Source organism: Streptomyces thermovulgaris (genome assembly GCF_002155915.1).
Lineage (GTDB): Bacteria > Actinomycetota > Actinomycetes > Streptomycetales > Streptomycetaceae > Streptomyces > Streptomyces thermovulgaris.
Genome location: NZ_MUME01000249.1, coordinates 1 through 18,611, shown reverse-complemented (window position 1 = coordinate 18,611; position 18,611 = coordinate 1). Strand labels below are relative to the sequence as shown.

The 18,611-nt window shown below is 70.4% G+C and carries 17 protein-coding genes and 1 tRNA gene; 5 read left to right on the top strand and 13 right to left on the bottom strand.

The annotated features are described in order from the left end of the window. Window positions 1-763 precede the first annotated feature (763 nt). Complete coding sequence (locus CCN35_RS19400) at window positions 764-1,522, top strand: sensor histidine kinase (RefSeq protein WP_086793729.1); 759 nt, start codon at window positions 764-766, stop codon at window positions 1,520-1,522. Next, window positions 1,519-2,229, top strand: a complete 711-nt coding sequence (locus CCN35_RS19395) for a response regulator (RefSeq protein WP_236560511.1) — start codon at window positions 1,519-1,521, stop codon at window positions 2,227-2,229. Before CCN35_RS19400 ends, CCN35_RS19395 begins: the two co-directional genes overlap by 4 nt. Before the next feature lie 109 nt (window positions 2,230-2,338). On the opposite strand, the gene CCN35_RS19390 is transcribed toward CCN35_RS19395, so the two are convergent. The 4 genes from CCN35_RS19390 to CCN35_RS19375 all read right to left on the bottom strand — a co-directional run bounded on the left by CCN35_RS19390 (window position 2,339) and on the right by CCN35_RS19375 (window position 7,267). Further along, entirely contained in the window at window positions 2,339-3,775 is a 1,437-nt protein-coding gene (locus tag CCN35_RS19390; RefSeq protein WP_086793727.1) for a GH1 family beta-glucosidase, read from the bottom strand. A gap of 226 nt (window positions 3,776-4,001) precedes the next feature. Beyond that, on the bottom strand, window positions 4,002-4,910 hold the full coding sequence (locus CCN35_RS19385; RefSeq protein WP_169721373.1) for a carbohydrate ABC transporter permease: 909 nt from the start codon (window positions 4,908-4,910) through the stop codon (window positions 4,002-4,004). Window positions 4,911-4,922: 12 nt separating this feature from the next. Further along, window positions 4,923-5,939, bottom strand: a complete 1,017-nt coding sequence (locus CCN35_RS19380) for a carbohydrate ABC transporter permease (RefSeq protein ID WP_067388462.1) — start codon at window positions 5,937-5,939, stop codon at window positions 4,923-4,925. A 5-nt stretch (window positions 5,940-5,944) separates the two neighbouring features. Next, a complete protein-coding gene (locus CCN35_RS19375; RefSeq protein ID WP_067388333.1) occupies window positions 5,945-7,267 on the bottom strand; it encodes an ABC transporter substrate-binding protein in 1,323 nt (440 codons plus the stop codon). A 391-nt stretch (window positions 7,268-7,658) separates the two neighbouring features. Between CCN35_RS19375 and CCN35_RS19370 the strand changes: the two genes are divergently transcribed. Then, window positions 7,659-8,714, top strand: a complete 1,056-nt coding sequence (locus tag CCN35_RS19370) for a LacI family DNA-binding transcriptional regulator (protein WP_086793726.1) — start codon at window positions 7,659-7,661, stop codon at window positions 8,712-8,714. A 268-nt stretch (window positions 8,715-8,982) separates the two neighbouring features. Here CCN35_RS19370 and CCN35_RS19365 read toward each other — a convergent pair whose 3' ends face one another. Continuing rightward, on the bottom strand, window positions 8,983-9,396 hold the full coding sequence (locus CCN35_RS19365; protein WP_067388337.1) for a winged helix-turn-helix transcriptional regulator: 414 nt from the start codon (window positions 9,394-9,396) through the stop codon (window positions 8,983-8,985). A gap of 99 nt (window positions 9,397-9,495) precedes the next feature. On the opposite strand from CCN35_RS19365, the gene CCN35_RS19360 reads away from it, so the two are divergent. After that, a complete protein-coding gene (locus CCN35_RS19360; RefSeq protein ID WP_086793724.1) occupies window positions 9,496-10,116 on the top strand; it encodes a malonic semialdehyde reductase in 621 nt (206 codons plus the stop codon). A 144-nt stretch (window positions 10,117-10,260) separates the two neighbouring features. Here CCN35_RS19360 and CCN35_RS19355 read toward each other — a convergent pair. From CCN35_RS19355 to CCN35_RS19340, 4 genes are all read right to left on the bottom strand, one after another. After that, a tRNA-His gene (locus CCN35_RS19355) sits at window positions 10,261-10,333 on the bottom strand. Between the two features lie 113 nt (window positions 10,334-10,446). After that, a complete protein-coding gene (orn, locus tag CCN35_RS19350) occupies window positions 10,447-11,055 on the bottom strand; it encodes an oligoribonuclease (protein WP_067388341.1) in 609 nt (202 codons plus the stop codon). Window positions 11,056-11,170: 115 nt separating this feature from the next. Beyond that, complete coding sequence (locus tag CCN35_RS19345; RefSeq protein WP_086793721.1) at window positions 11,171-12,406, bottom strand: helix-turn-helix domain-containing protein; 1,236 nt, start codon at window positions 12,404-12,406, stop codon at window positions 11,171-11,173. A 390-nt stretch (window positions 12,407-12,796) separates the two neighbouring features. Continuing rightward, complete coding sequence (locus CCN35_RS19340) at window positions 12,797-13,147, bottom strand: hypothetical protein (protein WP_385881350.1); 351 nt, start codon at window positions 13,145-13,147, stop codon at window positions 12,797-12,799. Between the two features lie 498 nt (window positions 13,148-13,645). Between CCN35_RS19340 and CCN35_RS19335 the strand changes: the two genes are divergently transcribed. After that, on the top strand, window positions 13,646-14,173 hold the full coding sequence (locus CCN35_RS19335; protein ID WP_086793719.1) for a universal stress protein: 528 nt from the start codon (window positions 13,646-13,648) through the stop codon (window positions 14,171-14,173). A 392-nt stretch (window positions 14,174-14,565) separates the two neighbouring features. On the opposite strand, the gene glmS is transcribed toward CCN35_RS19335, so the two are convergent. The 4 genes from glmS to CCN35_RS19315 form a co-directional block, all read right to left on the bottom strand. Beyond that, on the bottom strand, window positions 14,566-16,383 hold the full coding sequence (glmS, locus tag CCN35_RS19330; protein WP_086793717.1) for a glutamine--fructose-6-phosphate transaminase (isomerizing): 1,818 nt from the start codon (window positions 16,381-16,383) through the stop codon (window positions 14,566-14,568). A 13-nt stretch (window positions 16,384-16,396) separates the two neighbouring features. After that, window positions 16,397-16,654, bottom strand: a complete 258-nt coding sequence (locus tag CCN35_RS19325; protein WP_067388349.1) for a hypothetical protein — start codon at window positions 16,652-16,654, stop codon at window positions 16,397-16,399. A gap of 403 nt (window positions 16,655-17,057) precedes the next feature. Next, window positions 17,058-18,014, bottom strand: a complete 957-nt coding sequence (locus CCN35_RS19320) for a thiopeptide-type bacteriocin biosynthesis protein (RefSeq protein WP_067388351.1) — start codon at window positions 18,012-18,014, stop codon at window positions 17,058-17,060. A 14-nt stretch (window positions 18,015-18,028) separates the two neighbouring features. After that, window positions 18,029-18,611: lanthionine synthetase LanC family protein (locus CCN35_RS19315; protein ID WP_281254810.1), on the bottom strand; the 583-nt coding region annotated here is incomplete at its 5' end.

The window sequence follows — 18,611 nt, the reverse complement described above, 5'->3', positions numbered from 1 at the left end:
GGGGAGCGGGGGAAGGCCGGTAGAGGGACCGGTGGAGGCCGGGAGAGGAAGCGGCCGGGAAGCCGGGGACGGAGCGCGGGGGGAGCCGTTCCGGCCGGGTGATCACCCGTCACATGCCGTTGACAAAACCGTGGTCGGAATGCCCTGGCGCAAGTCGAACGAAAGACCTAACGTAGCGGTCCGGGATTGACACCCTTCCGTTTTCCGAAGGGATTCCGACAACGGGGGTCGGTACGTGTCTGCACAGTGCGTTCGGGGTGTGCTCCGCGAGGTCCGGGAACCGCCGGAGCCTTGATCGGACCGATGGCGCTCAAGCCGTGACACAACCGTCGACCGTGTGACCGAGGCGGCCCGGGGGCCGCGGGACGCGAGCCGGTCGGCCGTATCGGGGGAAAAGCCGGCCTACGGCCCTCACGCATGGAAATGGGAGCGCTCCCATGTTGCTCCTGTACAGAATGGCTCGGAGCTGAGGGGGGAATTCACCGTTGTTGATCCACACGGCGCAGCCCGACTCGTACCGTGATCTTTCCACCGTCCATCAGGAGATCTGCCGGTCGATCCGCCAGGCCCTGCGCAGGGACGGCAATGAACTGGCCGATCGGCAGGACGCCGTCGACGAACTGACCACCCAGGCCTGCGCCGTCTTCGACGAGGTCACCACCGCCGNNGCGACGCCCCCGCCCCGGCCGGCGACGACGGCCGGTCCTGGCGCGGCCTCGACTGGGCGCACTCGCTGCGGGCCGGGACCACCCTGTTCGAGGTGATGCTGCCGATCGTCCTGCGGGAGCTGGCGCCGGCGGACGAGGAGGCCGCCACCCGGGTCAGCGTGGTGCTCCACCAGGCGGTCCTGTCCCGTGTCGCCCGCGGCTCGCTGGCGCGCATGACCCATCTGCCGGACCGGGTCCTGGCCTCGCGCCGGGAGGAGCGGCGGCACATCGCCCGGGAGCTGCACGACCGTGTGCTGCACGGGATCGGTCTGGCCCTCCAGGGGATCGACATGCACCGGTACCACGCGGAGACGTCCCCCGCACTGGCCCGTGCCAAGCTCGACCGGGCGGCCGGCCTGCTGCGTCAGACCGCCCACACCCTTCAGCACTTCACCACGGAATTACGCAGGTCGGTCGGAGAGGGCGGTCTGGAGCGGGCGCTGCGCTCCTATCTGGAGGCGCATGCCGATCCGGCCGTGAAGGTCGCGATCCACCCGAAGGGAAACCTCCTCGCGCTGCCCGCGCACATCGGCGAGGAGGTCTATCTGATTCTGCGCGAGGCGGTGCGCAATGCCCTGCGGCACGCCTCGCCGTCCCGTCTGGACATCACCGTCGAGGTGACGGACCGGGATCTGCGCGCGACGGTGACCGACGACGGGTGCGGCTTTCCGGTCGGCTCCTCGCCGGCCGGCGGCGGCCTGCCCTCGATGCGGGAGAGGGCCCAGCTCCTCGGCGGACGGCTGTCGTTGTCCAGCGTGCCCTCCGTCGGCACCGTCGTCGAGGTGCACATCCCGCTCGAAGGGCGTCTGCGGTGAACGCCCCCGGGGCGCCGGTGGTGCGCGTCTGCCTCGCCGACGACCACACCCTGATGCGGGACGGCCTGAAGGAGATGCTCCGCACGGACCCGCATCTCACCGTGGTGGGCGAGGCGTCGACGGGCACCGAGGCGGTGACCCTCGCGACGAGTCTGTGCCCGGACGTGATCCTGCTGGACGTGGAGATGCCCGGCCCCGGTGCCCCGGAGGTCGTCCGGCGCATCACCCGGGCCGCGCCGGGGACGCGGGTGCTCGTGCTGACGATGCACGACGACCCGGACATGGTCCGTGAGCTGCTGGAGACGGGGGCGGCCGGTTATCTGCTCAAGACCGTGCCGCGGGAGGAACTCATCGCCGCGGTGCACTCGGTGGTGCGCCGGAGCCCGGACAGTGTGGTCCTGGTCGTCTCCCGCCGGACGGTGGAGCAGCTCGACCCGCAGAGGTCCCGTCCCCGGCAGGTCCAGCTGACGGCCCGTGAACGGGAGGTGCTGCGGCTGGTCGCCGAGGCCCTGAGCAACGCCCAGGTGGCGGCCCGGCTGTTCATCACGGAGGCCACGGTGAAGCGGCACCTGACCAACATCTACGCCAAGCTCGACGCCGTGTCGCGGGTGGACGCCCTGCGCAAGGCCGCCGCGGCCAGGCTGATCGACCCGGGGAGGGACGGCAGCCCCTGGAGCCGGCCCGGTGCGCCGCGGGACGGGGACTGAGGACCTCCGGGCCATGCGGCCCCGGGGCCGGCCGCCGGGGTGCGCGAGGACGGCCGGCCGGCACGGCACGGGCACGGCACCCCGAAGTGCCGCGCCCGTGCACACCGGATCAGGCCTCCGGGACCTCGGGAAGGACGCCGGTCCGCGCCAGCCGGCCGTACCAGTGCCCGCTCGACTTGGTCGTCCGCTTCAGGGTCGCGTAGTCGATGTGGACCACGCCGAACCGCTTGGCGTAGCCGTAGGCCCACTCGAAGTTGTCCATCAGCGACCACAGGAAGTACCCGCGGACGTCCGCCCCGTCCGCGATGGCCCGGTGCACCGCCGTCAGATGGCTGTGCAGATAGGCGATGCGCTCCGGGTCGTGGACACGGCCGTCCTCGTCCATCTTGTCCTCGTAGGCCGCGCCGTTCTCCGTGATGTACAGCGGCAGCCCCGGCGCCTCCCGGGTGTAGCGCATGATCAGCTCATGCAGGCCGTCCGGGTCGACCGTCCAGCCCATGAGCGTGCGCTCGCCCGGCGTCTGGTGGAAGGCCACGTCGTCCGCCCCGGGCCACGGCGAGTACTCGCTCGCCCCGTGGCCGTCGGCGCGGGGACCCTTCACCACCCCGTTCGCCGCCGACACCAGCGTCGGCGTGTAGTAGTTGAGCCCGAGCGCGTCCAGCGGCTGGTGGATGGCCCGCAGATCGTCGTCGAGGACGAACGACCAGTCGGTGATCGACGAGGTCGCCTCCAGCAGGGTGGCCGGGTAGGCCCCGTGCAGCATGGGGCCGTGGAAGACGCCGTTGGCCAGGTCGTCGATCTTCTGTGCGGCCGCCAGGTCCGCCGGATCCTGCGACACCGTGCGGACCACCGAGGAGTTGAGGCTGACGGCGATGCTGTTGCGGGCGGGCATCACCGACCGCAGTGCCTGGATGCCCAGCCCGTGGGCCAGGTTCAGGTGGTGGGCCGCGCGCAGCGAGGCCAGGGGGTCGGTGCGGCCCGGGGCGTGCACACCGGAGCCGTAGCCGAGAAAGGCGCTGCACCACGGCTCGTTGAGCGTGATCCAGTGCTCCACCCGGTCGCCGAGCGCCTCGCCGACGATCTGGGCGTACTCCGCGAAGCGCAGCGCGGTGTCCCGCTCCGGCCAGCCGCCCGCGTCCTCCAGTTCCTGCGGCAGGTCCCAGTGGTACAGGGTGATCGCCGGCGTGATGCCGCGGGACAGCAGCTCGTCGACCAGGCGGCGGTAGAAGTCCAGGCCCACCTGGACGGCGGGGCCCCGGCCGGTCGGCTGCACCCGCGGCCAGGCGATCGAGAAGCGGTAGGCGTTCAGCCCCAGATCCGCCATCAGGGCCACGTCGTCGCGGTAGCGGTGGTAGTGGTCGACGGCGATGTCACCGGTGTCGCCGTCGGCCGTCTTGCCCGGGGTGTGGCTGAAGGTGTCCCAGATCGAGGGCGTACGGCCGCCCTCCCGCACCGCTCCCTCGATCTGATACGCGGAGGTCGCGGTGCCCCACAGGAAGGAGGACGGGAAGGTCACCGGGGTCACCGGCTGTGCGGACTCAGGCATGGAAGCGCTCCCATGAACGGTCGAGAAAGCGGACGGGTGGTCGAGGTGATGGGCAGAGGACCTCGGAGGACCTCGGAGCTACTCGGAGGACCTCGGAGAACTCAAAGGATCTCAGAGGACCTCGGGGGAACAAGGACACAGCAAGGGGAGGGCCGGAACGGCGGTGGTCCGGCCCCCCGCAGGACGCGCGCCGGCGCACACCGGCGCACGAGGGCGGGCTCAGGGGTCAGCCCTTGACCGCGCCCTGCATGATGCCGCCCACGATCTGCTTGCCGAAGATCGCGAAGACCAGCAGCAGCGGCAGCGTACCCAGCAGCGCTCCCGCCATGATCAGGGACTGGTCGGGGGTGTACCCGCGGCCCAGACCCGCGATCGCGACCTGGACGGTCGGGTTGCCGGTCTGGGTCAGCACCAGGAACGGCCACAGGAAGTCGTTCCAGGCCTGCACGAACATCAGCATGCCCAGCACGGCCATCGCGGGCCGCGCGGTCGGGAACACCACGTGCCAGACCACGCGCCAGCTGCTCGCGCCGTCCACCCGGGCCGCCTCGATGATCTCGTCCGGCAGCGCCTGGAGCAGGTACTGCCGCATGAAGAACACACCGAACGCGCTGACCAGCGACGGCAGGATCACCGCCTGCAGCTGGTCGGTCCAGTCCAGCTTGGCGACCATCATGTACAGCGGGATCACACTGAGCTGCGGCGGCACCATCATCGTGCCGATCACCACCAGCATCAGGGCGTTGCGGCCCTTGAAGCGCAGCTTGGCGAAGGCGAACCCGGCGAGGGTGGACAGGAACACGATGGTCAGCGCGGACACGCCCGCCACGATGGTGGTGTTGAGGAACGCCTTGCCCAGGTTGGCGTCCTTCCAGGCGACCTCGATGTTGTGCGGAAGGTTCGAGCCGAACCAGAACGGTGGCGGTGTCTGCGCCAGCCGGTTGTTGTCGCGGGAGGCGGCGATCGCCGTCCACACCAGGGGGAACAGCGAACCGATGGTGAACAGGGCCAGGACCGTGTAGGCGAGCGGGCCGCCGTGCATCTGCCCGCCCGCCCGCGCGGCCCGGGACCGGCGCGTACGCCGGGGCTTCTCGGCGTCCGGCTTGGCGGGTGCCGTCAGGGTTGTCGTCGTCACGGCCGGAACTCCTTACTGACTGGCGCGCAGCCGGCGCGAGATGACGTAGTTGATGACGCCGATCACGAGCAGGATCAGGAACATCGTCCAGGCGATCGCGGAGGCCCGGCCCAGGTGCTGGTTCACCCAGCCCTGCTCGTACAGGTACAGGCCCAGCGTCTGGAACTGGTGCTCCGCACCGCCGGAGGCGCCCTTGCTGGCGTCGAACAGCAGCGGCTCGCCGAAGAGCTGGCTGGCGCCGATGGTCGACACCACGGCGGTGAACAGGATCGTCGGACGCAGCTGCGGCAGCGTGACGTGGAAGAACTGCTGGAACCGGTTGGCGCCGTCCAGCGCCGCCGACTCGTACAGGTCCTGCGGGACGGCCTGCATCGCCGCGAGGTAGATCAGCGCGTTGTAGCCCGTCCAGCGCCAGATGACGATCGTGGAGACGGCGATCTGGGAGGGCCACTTGTCGTTCTGCCAGTCGATGTGGTCGATGCCCACCGAGCTCAGCGCCCAGTTGACCATGCCGTAGTCGTATCCGAAGAGCAGTACGAAGACCAGCGAGGCCGCGGCGATCGAGGTCGCGTACGGGGCGAGCATCACGACCCGGTAGAAGGTCGAGGCACGCAGCTTGTAGTTGAGGATGTGGGCCAGGCCCATCGCCATCAGCAGCTGCGGGACCGTGGAGATGATGCCGATGGTCAGGGTGTTCTGCGCCGCGTTCCAGAAGAACTCGTCGTCGAAGAGACGGGTGTAGTTGCGCAGCCCGACCCAGTTCATGTCGGTGGGCGCCGTCAGCTCCACCTGATGCAGCGAGGCCCAGCCCGTGTAGAGCAGCGGGAACAGGCCGAAGGCCAGGAACAGCAGGAAGAACGGCGCGATGAAGGCGTACGGGCTCCAGCGCACGTCCCGCTGCCAGCGGCGGGACAGCCGGGCCCGGCGGCGCTCGTCCACGGGGTCGGACGCCTTGCGCGCGGTCGGACGGGCCGGGGCCGCGCCCCCCTTGCCGGAGGGGAGCGCGGCGGTGTCGTGCCGGGTGGCCATGCTGGTCACTGCCCCAGGTTGTTGTCGATGGTCTTCGTGGCCATCTCCCAGGCCTTCTCGGGCGACCTGCCCTTGGTGACGAGGATGAGGCCGTTGTCGTTCAGGGTCGATCCGATCATCTGGTCCTTGGGACCGATGAGCTGGACCGGGCTGTCCTTCGCCGCCGCGGCGAAGATCTCACCGATCGGGGCGTCCCCGGTCATCTTGTTCTTCGCGTTCTTCACCGCGGGCATGTCGTAGACGGAGGGTGCGCTGGGGAAGCTGCCCCGCTTCTCGAACAGCTTCGCCTGCTGCTCCGGCGCGGTGAGCCAGGCGGCCAGCTTCGCGGCCTCCTTCACGTTCTTGCCGCTCTTCGGCACGGCGAGGAAGGAGCCGCCCCAGTTGCCGGCCTTGGGCGCGGAGGCCACGTCCCACTTGCCCACGGCCTCCGGCTTCGACTTGCTCTCGATGTACCCGAGCATCCACGGCGGGCAGGAGATCGCCGCGAACCTGCTGTTGGCGATCAGGGCGTCCCAGGCCGGCTGGAACTGGGGCTGGGAACCGACCAGGCCCTCCTGGGCGGCCTTCGCCGTCATCATGAAGGCCTCCTTGACGACCGGGTTCGTCTTGTAGATGACCTTGCCGGACTCGTCGTAGAACCGCACCCGCTCACTGCCGAGGATGGCGCTCATCAGGCCGCCGGGGGAGTCCAGGAAGGTGGTGCCCTCGGGGGCCTTCTTCTGGTACTGCCGGCCCACGTCGATGAACTTCTTCCAGTCGCCCGCCCACATCTTCGCCAGCTCGTCCCGGTCGGTGGGCAGCCCGGCCTTCTCGAAGAGGTCCTTGCGGTAGCAGATCGCCATCGGGCCCACGTCGGTGCCGAGGCCGATGGTGCGGCCGTCCTTCGTGGTGGCCTGCTGCCACTTCCAGGGCAGCCAGTTGTTCTTGTCCACACCCTCGACCTTCGAGAGGTCCTCGAGCTTGTCCGCCTGGGTGTTCGCGATTTCGGCGATGTTGCCCACCTCGATGCCCTGGATGTCCATCAGGCCGCTGTTGGTGGTGAGGTGGTTGACGAGCGCCGGGTAGTAGTTCTCGTTCCGCTCGGTGACGTTCTCCTGGATCTTGATGTGCGGGTTCAGCTTCTCGTACTCGGCGTACAGGCCGGCCTCCTTGAAGCCGAACGTGCCGAAGAGACCGAGCGTGATGACGGTCTTGCCGCCGGAGCCGCCCGACGAGTCGGACCGGTTGCTGCCGCCGTCGTCGGAGCAGCCGGTCAGCAGCCCGGCGCCCAGCGATACGGCTGCCGCCAGGACCGCCGCCTTGCGGGCGGTGGAAACTCGTGCTCGCATTGCGTCCTCCTGTTGCCCTGACGTGCCGACCCCCGGCCAACGTGCATGGTTGGGCCCGTTGTGTGTGCGCTGCGGCTCGGGTGGGGAACGTGCGGGTTGTGTAGTGTCAGGTAATGTGGGAGCGCTCCCACAGATGGTGTGTTGAAGGGTTACGGCTCCGGGCAAGGGTGTCAAGGGTGTGAGCAAGGACAAATCCGTTCGGTTATCGGCCTGTTAACTAACGCGGTGAATCGGGAAGTTGTCGTTCCGGACGAGCGGACCGGCCCGTCGGAACGGCCGCGCGAGGCCGTCCGCCGGGGTGGGGCGACGGTACTCCCCGAGGACGGCCCCCGTTCCGGGAGGACTGTTAGATTCCAGGCCAAGGTGGTGTGACAGCGGAAGGGCGGAGCCAATGGCAGGCCACGGAACTCGGGGCCGGAGCGGCGGTCGGCCGACTCTGGAGCAGGTCGCCGCACGAGCCGGCGTCGGTCGCGGCACCGTCTCCCGGGTGATCAACGGCTCACCCCGGGTCAGCGACGCCACGCGCGCCGCGGTGGAGGCGGCGGTCGCCGAACTCGGCTACGTCCCCAACACGGCCGCCCGCGCCCTGGCCGCCAACCGCACCGACGCGGTCGCCCTCGTCGTCCCCGAGCCGGAGACCCGCTTCTTCGCCGAGCCGTACTTCTCGGACATGCTGCGCGGTGTGGGCGCCGGGCTCTCCGACACCGAGATGCAGCTGCTGCTGATCTTCGCCGGAAACGACCGGAAGCGGCAGCGGCTGGCCCAGTACCTGGCGGCCCACCGGGTGGACGGCGTCCTGCTGGTCTCGGTGCACGCGGACGACCCCCTGCCGGACATGCTGACCGAGCTGGACATCCCGGCGGTGATCAGCGGTCCGCGCTCGGCGGACGAGCCCCTGCCCTCGGTGGACTCCGACAACTACGGCGGCGCCCGCTCGGCGGTGGAGCACCTGCTGGCCCAGGGCCGGCGGACCATCGCCCACATCACCGGCCGCATGGACGTCTACGGCGCCCAGCGCCGTGTGGACGGCTACCGCGACGCGCTCCGGGACGCGGGCCGGGAGGTCGACGAACTGCTCGTGGTCGAGGGGGACTTCACCGAGGAGGGCGGCCGTCGTGCGATGGCCCGTCTGCTCGCCCACCGCCCCGACCTGGACGCCGTCTTCGCCGCCTCGGACGTCACGGCGGCCGGTGCCCGCCAGGTGCTGCGCGAGGCCGGCCGCCGCATCCCCGACGACGTGTCCCTCGTCGGGTACGACGACTCCGTCATCGCCCGCCACATGGAACCGCCCCTGACCAGCGTCCGCCAGCCCATCGAGGAGATGGGCCGCGCGATGATCGACCTTCTGCTGGCGGAGATCGCGGACCGCCGCCCCGCGTCGTCCCGGAAGCCGGGCCGGCGGCAGACGGTGCTGCCCACGGAACTGGTGGTGCGCTCCTCGTCCTGAGTCATGACGGGCCTCGGCCCGTCGCCCGGTCCCTGACCGGGCCGTACCCCGGGCGCCGCCGGGCCGCCTCCGGCCCGGCCGCGGAGCCGGGCCCGCCCGCCGGGCGGTGGGACGGCGGATGCGGGAGCCGGGGCCGGACCCCGCCCGGCCCGCGGCAGGACCCGGGCGCTGCCTCCGCTCGCCCTGCTCTGCTTGCTCCTTCGGCCCGTCCTCCTTCGGGCTGTCCTCGGCCTGCCCTCGGCATGTCCTCGGCCCGTGCGGCCGGTCCTCACCCCGTGCGGCGGGTGCCGCCGCGCTGTGCCGCCGGGGGCGACTGCGGCAGATGGCAGGACGCCCAGGCGGCCAGTTCGCGCAGGATGGGGGCCAGGGCCTCCCCCGCCGGAGTGAGGCGGTAGCGGACCATGACGGGCGGGCCGGACTCCACCTCGCGCAGGACGAGCCCGGCGGAGCACAGTTCGGAGAGCCGCTCCGAGAGAACCGAGTCGCTGATGCCCTCCACCGCGCGCCGCAGCTCGGCGAAGCCCAGCGGGCCGTGCTGGAGGGTGGCCAGGATGATGCCGTTCCACCGCTTGCCCAGGAAGCGGAAGGCATGGGTGAGCGCACCGTCGCAGGCCGCCGGGTGATGCCGTTCGGCATGGTCGCTGCCCCGGCCGGCCGCATGCGTCCCCGTTGGTTCCCTCATGACTCCAGGATAGCCGGGTGCTACGCTACGAGATGCCGCTAGGTTTTTCGAAGTAGCATTGACTCACCTAGTAACTGCGTCTTCACGAGGAGAATCCGCATGTCCGCTGCGTCCGCCGCGCCCGGCACCCTCCCCCGCATCGACGACGAGGCCCGTGCGGCGCTCTTCACCGACGCGCGCACCGTGTACTCGTTCGCCGACACCCCCGTCGACGACGAGACGCTGAAGGGGATCTGGGATCTGACCCGCTGGGCCCCCACCGCCGCCAATACGCAGCCCCTGCGCGTGCTGTACATCCGTACTCCCGAGGCCAAGGAGCGTCTGCTCCCGCACCTCGACGAGGGCAACCGGCCGAAGTCGGCCTCCGCGCCGGTCGTCGCGGTCCTCGCCGTGGACGACCGCTTCCACGAGCACATCCCCCGGATCTTCCCGATCCGCCCGGAGATGAAGGACCGCTTCGAGGCGGACCCGGCCCTCCGTGAGGGCATCACGTCCTTCAACGGGCCGCTCCAGGCGGGCTACTTCATCCTCGCGGTCCGCGCCCTCGGCCTGGCCGCCGGACCGATGGGCGGCTTCGACGCCGCCGGGATCGACAAGGAGTTCTTCCCGGAGGGCGACTGGCGCTCCATCCTCGTGGTCAACATCGGTCACCCCGCCGGCCCCCCGCAGTTCGACCGTCTGCCGCGTCTGGGACACGAGGACGTCCTCGCCTGGGCCTGACACCCGCGGCGCACCCGCCGTCCGGCGCGCACGTCCGGCAGCCGGCTTCCCCGCCCACGGGATCGGGGACGGCCGCCGGCGCGAGGGCGGCGGACACGGAAGAGGCCGGTGACCCCGTGAGGGTCACCGGCCTCCGCGACTGAGGGTGAGTGACGGGACTCGAACCCGCGACATCCTGGACCACAACCAGGTGCTCTACCAGCTGAGCTACACCCACCACGACCGGTTGGAAGAGAAACTCGTGATTTCCCCGACCAGCCGAGAAAGAGTGTACAGGGTCGGGCGGGATGCTCGCGCACGGGTTTCGCGTTGCGCCTCCGTAAGCTCTGCTCAGCCTCTCTGAGCAGGCAGGACGTGCTTCGCGGCGATCGCCTTGGCGGTGTCGGCGTCGGGGCCGGGCGGCGGGACGAAGATGGCCTCGCGGTAGTAGCGCAGCTCCGCGATGGACTCGCGGATGTCGGCGAGGGCGCGGTGGTTGCCGTTCTTCTCGGGGCTGTTGTAGTACGCCTTCGGGTACCAGCGCCGGGCCAGCTCCTTGATCGAGGACACGTCGATGATCCGGTAGTGGAGGTAGGACTCCAGCGTCGGCATGTCGCGCAGCAGGAAGCCGCGGTCGGTGCTGACCGAGTTGCCGCACAGGGGGGCCTTGCCGGGCTCCTTGACGTGCTCCCGCACATAGGCCAGGACCTGTTCCTCGGCGTCCTTCAGCGTGGTGCCGCCGGCCAGCTCGGCGAGCAGACCGGACGCGGTGTGCATCTCGCGCACCACCTCGGGCATCGTCTCCAGCGCGGAGTCCGGCGGCCGGATGACGATGTCGACGCCCTCGCCGAGCACGTTCAGTTCGGAGTCGGTGACGAGGGCGGCCACCTCGATGAGCGCGTCGTCGGACAGCGAGAGGCCGGTCATCTCGCAGTCGATCCACACCATGCGATCGTTCATGTGTCTCACCATACGGCGCGCCGTCGCGCACCGGACCGGCCGTGCGGGACCTCTCGCCTCCGCCGGGAACGCCGGGCGGGCGGGAGGGCGCCCCGCCCGCCCGGCGGGCCGGCCGTCAGCTCCGCTGACCCGGCACGCTCGCCGACAGGGTCGCCGGAGTGCGGCGGGTCTGGTGCGGGACATGGCCTTCCGGCCGGTGAACGGCGGGAGTGGCCGGGGAGGCCGGAGAGGCCGGGGAGCCCGCGGAGGCCGCGGAGGCCGCGGAGGCCGCGGAGGACGACGAGGTCGCCGGGCCGGTGGCGGCGGTGTTGCCGTCCGCCGACCGCTCGCCCTGCGGGCGCCGCGCCCGGTACGCCGCCCGGTAGGCCGCCGGCGACGAGCCCAGCTGACGCCGGAAGTGGCCGCGCAGCGCGACCGGGGAGCGGAAGCCGCAGCGGCTCGCGACCTCGTCCACCGAGTAGTCCGAGGTCTCCAGCAGCCGCTGTGCCTGCAGCACCCGCTGGGTGATCAGCCACTGCAGCGGCGCGCTGCCGGTCAGCGAGCGGAAGCGGCGGTCGAACGTGCGCCGGCTCATGTACGCTCGCGCTGCCAGCGTCTCCACGTCGAACTGCTCGTGGAGGTGCTCCAGCGCCCAGGCGACGACCTCCGCGAGCGGGTCGGCGCCGATCTCCTCCGGTAAAGAGCGGTCCAGGTAGCGTTCCTGGCCCCCGCTCCGGCGCGGCGGGACCACCAGCCGCCGGGCCAGCGCGCCCGCCGCCTCGCTGCCGTGGTCCGAGCGCACGATGTGCAGACACAGATCGATTCCGGCGGCCGTTCCCGCCGACGTCAGCACGTCGCCGTCGTCGACGAACAGCTCCCGCGGATCGACGTGCACCGACGGATAGCGCTTGGCCAGGGTCGGCGCGTACATCCAGTGCGTGGTGGCCGGACGACCGTCCAGCAGGCCGGCCGCGGCCAGGACGAAGGCCCCGGTGCACAGGCCCACGATGCGGGCGCCCTCCTCGTGCGCCTGACGCAGCGCGTTGAGGGATTCCTCCGGTGGCGGAGAGGTGATCGAGCGCCAGGCCGGCACGACGACCGTGCCCGCCCGCGAGATCGCCTCCAGGCCGTGCGGTGCGGTGAGTTCCAGACCTCCCGTGGTCCGCAGGGGGCCCTCCTCACCGGCGCACACCAGAAGTCGGTAGCGCGGTACGCCGGCGTCCTGGCGGTCAACCCCGAACACCGACAGCGGTATGGAACTCTCGAAAATGGGGCCGCCGCTGAACAGCAGCACCGCGACAATCTCCTTGCGGCGTCGCCCGGACAGCTTCCGGGTGACGTTTTCCGACGCGGCAGTGGAGTCGTGGCTCATCCTGCTAAGCCCCCCTCGGTGGTCGCGGCTCCTCGGTTGTGTCGCTCCTGCACGTTTCCCCTCGGTCCTGCACGAGTCCCCCGCCGTAAGACAGTCAAGATCGAATCTACTGTGTCACGCCGTGCCACGGTGGCCGGTTCGCCACGCGGCACATTGTCGACATGGCAACTTGGCGCGAAGCATTCGATCACGAAGCGTTGCACTAGGGGAGGGCGCAGGGAAGTGCGCCTCGTCGCAGTGGCCAAACCGTGTAGGGTGCGCAAACCTCCTGAGACCCTTTCCGTGCAGGTCAAACGGAGGGTGGAAGGCACCTGAACCACGGAATGCACAGGTGCGAGAAGTTGGCTGAAAACATGCGCTCGTGTGCGCGGAAACCGGTCAGTCGACCGGTCAGCCGACGGGGGTCGCTCCGCCCGGGTGCCGACCGCCCCGGTGCACCCCCGTCCCGGTTCTGTGGTGGCGGCCGCGGTGCGGGGCGTGCCGTGCCCCGCGCCTTCGGAGGGCCTCTCGCTCCGACCGGTGCAGCAGGGCCCGGCAGGTTCCGGTGACGGCCGCGAGACCCAGTGCGGTGCCGGCGGCGCCGGCGGGCGGGGCACCGCACCAGAGCAGGACAAGCGGGACGACGACGCAGCTGAAGGCGGCCCAGCGGATCACCTCGCCCACGCCGTCGCCCCTCGTCTTGGCCGCCGTGTCCCGCTGCGGCGACGGGCGGTGCTCGGGGGCGGTACGGGGTCCGGACACGACGTGCTCCCTGCGGCGGCGGTTCTTCCGGGTTCAACGTCTGTTCGACCCGTCGGTCACTTCGCCGTTCGACCGGTCGGTCACTCGGTGCCCCTCACGGCTCCGGTCCCTGCCGGCGAACCCGGCCCCGGGGCGGCACTCCGTGCCGTATGGGCGGCGCATACCGCACCGTACGGCCACTTCTACTGCGCCGTACGACCGCCGTTGCCGCGCCGTACGACCGCCTGCGCGGGCCTCGCGCAAACCGGCTGTATAGGGCAGCAACCGTTGCGTCACGGGGTGTCGCTCGTGCATGCTCCGGAGAACCGCCGCGTCAGGGGCTCCGGATGCCAGGAGTTCGAAGGTGCGCGGGACGGGCCGGGTCCCACAGGACGGCTCAGGGCCACAAAAGATGCGTGCGGCCGTACCCTTGGGGGTATGGGGACGGGAAGACGATTCCCGGACACTGCTCCGCCGTACACTGTCGTCCCCGAAAAGGATCACATCGCCGAGACAGCCATGGCCGGTCACGAATTCTTCGACCCCGCGGACCGCAAGCGGCCGGTCGCCGATCCCACGGCGGCCGATCCCCTGGCGGCGGAAGAGCCGCGCAACTCCTGTGATCCAGCGTTCAAGCACGGTGTCGTCGTCGGCTTCGACGGCTCCCTCTCCAGTGAGCGCGCCCTCGCCTATGCGGTCGGCATGGCGCGGCGCACCAACGCGGGGCTGATCATCGTGCATGTCGCCAACCGGCTGCCCACCACGGTGTGGGCCGGCTGCGAGCCGCCCGTCTTCGTGGACGTGCCGGACCACCGCACCGAGGTCCTCGGCCTCGAGCTCGCCTGCGCGGACCACCTCGCGGACGTGCCGTGGATCCTGGTGGAGCGCGGCGGCGACATCTGCCACGAGCTCGAGGAAGTGGGCAAGGAGTACGAGGCCGACGCGATCGTGGTCGGCTCCACGCACGGGATCGTCGGCCGGCTGTTCGGCTCGGTCGCCGGACGGCTCGCCAAGCGCGCACAGCGGCCGGTTGTCGTCATTCCCTGATCCTTGCCGATCCCTGTTCTCCGATCCTTCGAAGACCCTTCGAATCCCCGGTTCCCGGATTCCTTGATCTCCTGACGTCCTCGGCGTCCTCGGCGTCCTCGGCGTGCTCGAAGGCGTGCTCGGACTTTCTTGGCATCCTCGGTGCTCTTGGCGCCTTTTGGCGTTCGGCCGTACGGGCCGGAGTTTTCCGGTTCGGGGGGGGCGACGAAGGGGAGGCGGGCGGAAAAAGAGCAGGAAACGACCAGGAAAGGGGACGGACCCCGCGCGCCTCTCGCGCGGGGTCCGTCCTTTCTTTTCTGTCTTTTCCGTCTTTTCCGCTCGGCTTCCGCCCCGGCTTTCCGGTGCCTCTTCGTCCCGGCCGTGCGGACGCCTTGCGCCGCCTTAGCCCAGCGTCACTCCACCGTCACCGACTTGGCGAGGTTCCGCGGCTTGTCGATGTCCCGGCCCAGGGTCAGCGCCGTGTAGTAGGCGAACAGCTGGAGCGGGATGCCCATGAGGATCGGGTCCAGTTCGTCCTCGTTCTTCGGGACGACGATCGTCCGGTCGGCCTTCTCCTGCTTCTGGTGGGCGACGGCGATGATCCTGCCGCTGCGGGCCCTGATCTCCTCCATGGCCGCACGGTTCTTCTCCAGCAGATCGTCGTCGGGCACGATCGCGACCGTCGGCAGGGCGGGCTCGATCAGGGCGAGCGGGCCGTGCTTGAGCTCGGAGGCCGGGTAGGCCTCGGCGTGGATGTAGGAGACCTCCTTGAGCTTCAGGGAGGCCTCACGGGCCACCGGGTAGCCCCGGACACGGCCGATGAAGAGCATCGAGCGGGCGTCGGCGTAGCTCTCCGCCAGCTTCTTGATCTCCTCCTCCTGCTTCAGGATCTCGGAGATCTGCGCCGGGAGTCTGCGCAGGCCCTCGATGATCCGCTTGCCGTCGCGCACCGACAGGTCGCGGATGCGGCCCAGGTGCAGTGCCAGCAGCGCGAAGGCGACGCAGGTGTTGGTGAAGCACTTGGTGGACACCACGCACACCTCGGGGCCGGCGTGCACATAGATGCCGCCGTCCGCCTCGCGGGCGATCGCGGAGCCGACGACGTTGACGACGCCGAGGACCCGGGCGCCCTTGCGCTTGAGCTCCTGCACGGCCGCCAGCACGTCGTACGTCTCACCGGACTGCGAGACCGCGATGTACAGCGTGTCGGGGTCCACCACCGCGTTGCGGTAGCGGAACTCGGAGGCCGGCTCGGCGTCGGCCGGGATGCGGGCCAGCTCCTCGATCATCTGGGCGCCGATCATGCCCGCGTGGTACGAGGTGCCGCAGCCGAGGATCTTCACCCGGCGCACCGCGCGCGCCTCACGGGTGTCGAGGTTGATGCCGCCGAGGTGCACGGTGGCGAACCGGTCGTCGATCCGGCCGCGCAGCACCCGGTCCACGGCCTCGGCCTGCTCGTGGATCTCCTTGTGCATGTACGTGTCGTGGCCGCCCATGTCGTACGACTCGGCCTCCCACTCCACGGTGGTCGGCTCGGCGGTCGTCCGGGTGCCCTCGGTGGTGTACGTGCGGAAGTCGTCGGCCGTGAGGGTGGCCATCTCGCCGTCGTCGAGGGTGACTATCTGCCGGGTGTGGGTGACCAGCGCGGCGACGTCGGAGGCGACGAACATCTCCTTCTCGCCGATGCCGAGCACGACCGGCGAGCCGTTGCGGGCCACCACGATCCGGTCGGGGAAGTCGGCGTGCAGCACGGCGATGCCGTAGGTGCCCTCGACCAGGCGGAGGGCCTGGCGGACCTTCTCCTCCAGCGTCTCGGCCTCGGAGCGGGCGATGAGGTGGGTGAGGACCTCGGTGTCGGTCTCGGAGAGGAACTCCACACCGTCCGCCTCGAGCTTGCGGCGCAGCTCGGAGGCGTTGTCGATGATGCCGTTGTGCACGACGGCGACCTTGTTGTCGGCCGACAGGTGCGGATGGGCGTTCACATCGGACGGGGCGCCATGGGTGGCCCAGCGGGTGTGGGCGATGCCGGTGGTGCCCTTGAAGCGGGCCGGCACCTTCGCCTGGAGGTCGCGGACCCGGCCCTTGGCCTTGACCATCCTCAGGCCCGGTGCCTTCGGCGAGGTGACGACCAGGCCCGCCGAGTCGTAGCCGCGGTACTCCAGGCGCTGCAGGCCCTCCAGGAGCAGCGGGGCGACATCACGCTTGCCGATGTATCCGACAATTCCGCACATATATAGGTATTCCTCAGCCGTAGACGATCCGCCGCAGCTGCCGGAGGGAAAGGTCCGGCGGTGCCACCGTGCGGTACTTCAGTTCCGCCTTGATCCGCTCGAAGATCTCCGCGTTCACCAGGCCCCGGGCCTGCAGCTCGCGATGGCGGCGGCGGACGAACTCCTCGGTCGTCTCGTCGAAGTAGGCGAGCACGTCCTGCACCACCCGCAGTGCCTCGCCCCGGTTCAGGGGCGTGGACCGCGCGAGGTGATCAACAAGTTCGTCGTGCACCCGGAGGATTCTGGGGTAAGCGGGCTGCTTGCGCAAGAATCCTGCCCGATTCCGGGCAGGATCAGCGTGTCCGCATGTGGGTCGGCGGGGGGATACCCGCATCCAGCTGACAACGGGAGGCGTACGCCCCTCACTGTCGGCGGCCCAGGTGAGGGCAGCGCTCAGGGCGCGCACCGCGGCGAGCGTACGGCGGCGGAACGGTCCAGGGAGCCTGTGAGGGATACGAGCTCGGATTCGGGGTCCGTGCTGGCCGACAGGGGTCGAGCAGGTCGGCGGCGCGATCGGGGTCCTCCCGGCGGCGATACATCAGAGCGTGGCCGAGCGTCCACGCCTGGCCGCTGTATGGACGGAATGGCCGTGCCTGGCGTTACACCATCTGCCGGACTTTCCGGTCTGCCGGCGGTCACTGCCCGAGGATCGCCTCGCGTGCGGCGCGAGCCCAGATGGCTTGCTGGCGGGTGTTGAAGCCCATGCGGTTCCAGTGGAAGAGGACGTGCCGGGCCAGGACGGCACGCAGGCCGAGCGTGAGGCGGCCGTCGTGCGCAGCGTCCTTCAGTTCCTGGCCGCCGTGTTCCATGCCGACGATCCAGCGGCGGAGTGGTGTGAGCGGTCCGTTGGTGAGGGCCGGTCCGGCATCCCTGGTGAGGAGTGTCCGCATCGGGAGCACCATGGCGGTGGCCCTTTCGGGGGGCACAGCGGGCGGGAGCGGGCGGAGGGCTTCGACCTGGCCCCACACGTTGCCCTGTTCTCCCCATTCCAGTCCGGCGGCTCGCAGGAGCAGGGTGAGGACGAGCAGGGAGGTGGTTTTGGCGTCGGGGAGGCCGTCGGTGCCTGCGTCGGCTGCTCGGTGGTAGGTGAGTACGCCCCTGCTGTCGGTGTGGAACAGGTGGTGGGCGGTGGTCATGCCGTCCGGGCCGCCGAAGGCGATGGTTTCCGGTTCGTACAGGGTGGGCCGCCACCGGCGTACAGTGCCGTGGGACACCGCGGTGTCAAGGGCCTGCGCGATGCTGGTGGCGATCTCTCCGGTGGGTGTTCCGGGTGTCGGCTTGATGCGGAGTCGCCAGTGCGGGTGTTTCCTGATGAACCACCACAGCCCGATGGTCTTCTCGCTCAGGACGGGGAGGAGGCAGTCACCGAAGGCCGTGGCCGCGGTGGTGTAGTCGGTGAACTCGATGTTCACCTGGTACCAGGTTCCGGGCTGCTGGTCGAGGGCGGCCCGGCCGGCGGCGCGGTAGCGCTCGACGGCCAGGGCCAGGAGGACGGGGGATGTTCCGGCCTGCCGGGCCGCTTCGTCCACGGGCGTGCCCGCGAGGACGGACAGGACCGCTTCCTCGGTCGGTGCGATGTCGTGGCTGTGCACCGGTCTTGGTCTCCTCAGATCAGAAGCAGGCAGGCGTCCCAGTCGGTGACGCTGGTGGCGCCGGGTTCGGCGCTGCCGAAGGCGAGGGCGGCTCCGGCTGTGCCGTCGAGGAAGCCCGGTGTGCGCGGGGCCGGAACGGTGAGGAAACGGTGGTGTGCTTCCTTGAGCCAGGTGTGGAAGGGGCCGGGGTCCTGGGCGTCTTGGGCGACGCGCTGCACGGTGCGGATCAGTCCTGCGAACCCGTGGCACAGGCCGCGGCTGCTGAGCCGGTCGAGTTGCCGGGTGTCGGCCAGGCAGTGGAGCAGGGCCCGCTCCGCCATGCGCCGGCGGTCGTCGTCGCCGAAGGCGATGGCGGCGAGCTGCTGGGCGCGGGCGATGCCGGGGGTGCCGTAGCACCAGGACGGGACAGGGGTGCGGGTGTCCGCCGGACCGGTGCTGCTGACCCAGCGGGGCCAGCGGGTTCCGTTCCGGTCGATCTGCTGGATGCCGTCGAGCCAGCGCAGGATGCGTGTCATGGCCTGTTCGTGGCCGTCGACGGTGATGCCGTGACGCTTGGCCAGGGCCAGCAGGGCGAGGGGGCCGGTGATGCCGTGGGCG

Coding starts and splice junctions, on each gene's coding strand:
- CCN35_RS19400 (WP_086793729.1), top strand. CDS start 764: ATGCTGCCGATCGTCCTGCGGGAGCTGGCGCCGGCGGACGAGGAGGCC.
- CCN35_RS19390 (WP_086793727.1), bottom strand. CDS start 3,775: ATGCCTGAGTCCGCACAGCCGGTGACCCCGGTGACCTTCCCGTCCTCC.
- CCN35_RS19380 (WP_067388462.1), bottom strand. CDS start 5,939: ATGGCCACCCGGCACGACACCGCCGCGCTCCCCTCCGGCAAGGGGGGC.
- CCN35_RS19375 (WP_067388333.1), bottom strand. CDS start 7,267: ATGCGAGCACGAGTTTCCACCGCCCGCAAGGCGGCGGTCCTGGCGGCA.
- CCN35_RS19370 (WP_086793726.1), top strand. CDS start 7,659: ATGGCAGGCCACGGAACTCGGGGCCGGAGCGGCGGTCGGCCGACTCTG.
- CCN35_RS19365 (WP_067388337.1), bottom strand. CDS start 9,396: ATGAGGGAACCAACGGGGACGCATGCGGCCGGCCGGGGCAGCGACCAT.
- CCN35_RS19360 (WP_086793724.1), top strand. CDS start 9,496: ATGTCCGCTGCGTCCGCCGCGCCCGGCACCCTCCCCCGCATCGACGAC.
- orn (WP_067388341.1), bottom strand. CDS start 11,055: ATGAACGATCGCATGGTGTGGATCGACTGCGAGATGACCGGCCTCTCG.
- CCN35_RS19345 (WP_086793721.1), bottom strand. CDS start 12,406: ATGAGCCACGACTCCACTGCCGCGTCGGAAAACGTCACCCGGAAGCTG.
- CCN35_RS19335 (WP_086793719.1), top strand. CDS start 13,646: ATGGCCGGTCACGAATTCTTCGACCCCGCGGACCGCAAGCGGCCGGTC.
- glmS (WP_086793717.1), bottom strand. CDS start 16,383: ATGTGCGGAATTGTCGGATACATCGGCAAGCGTGATGTCGCCCCGCTG.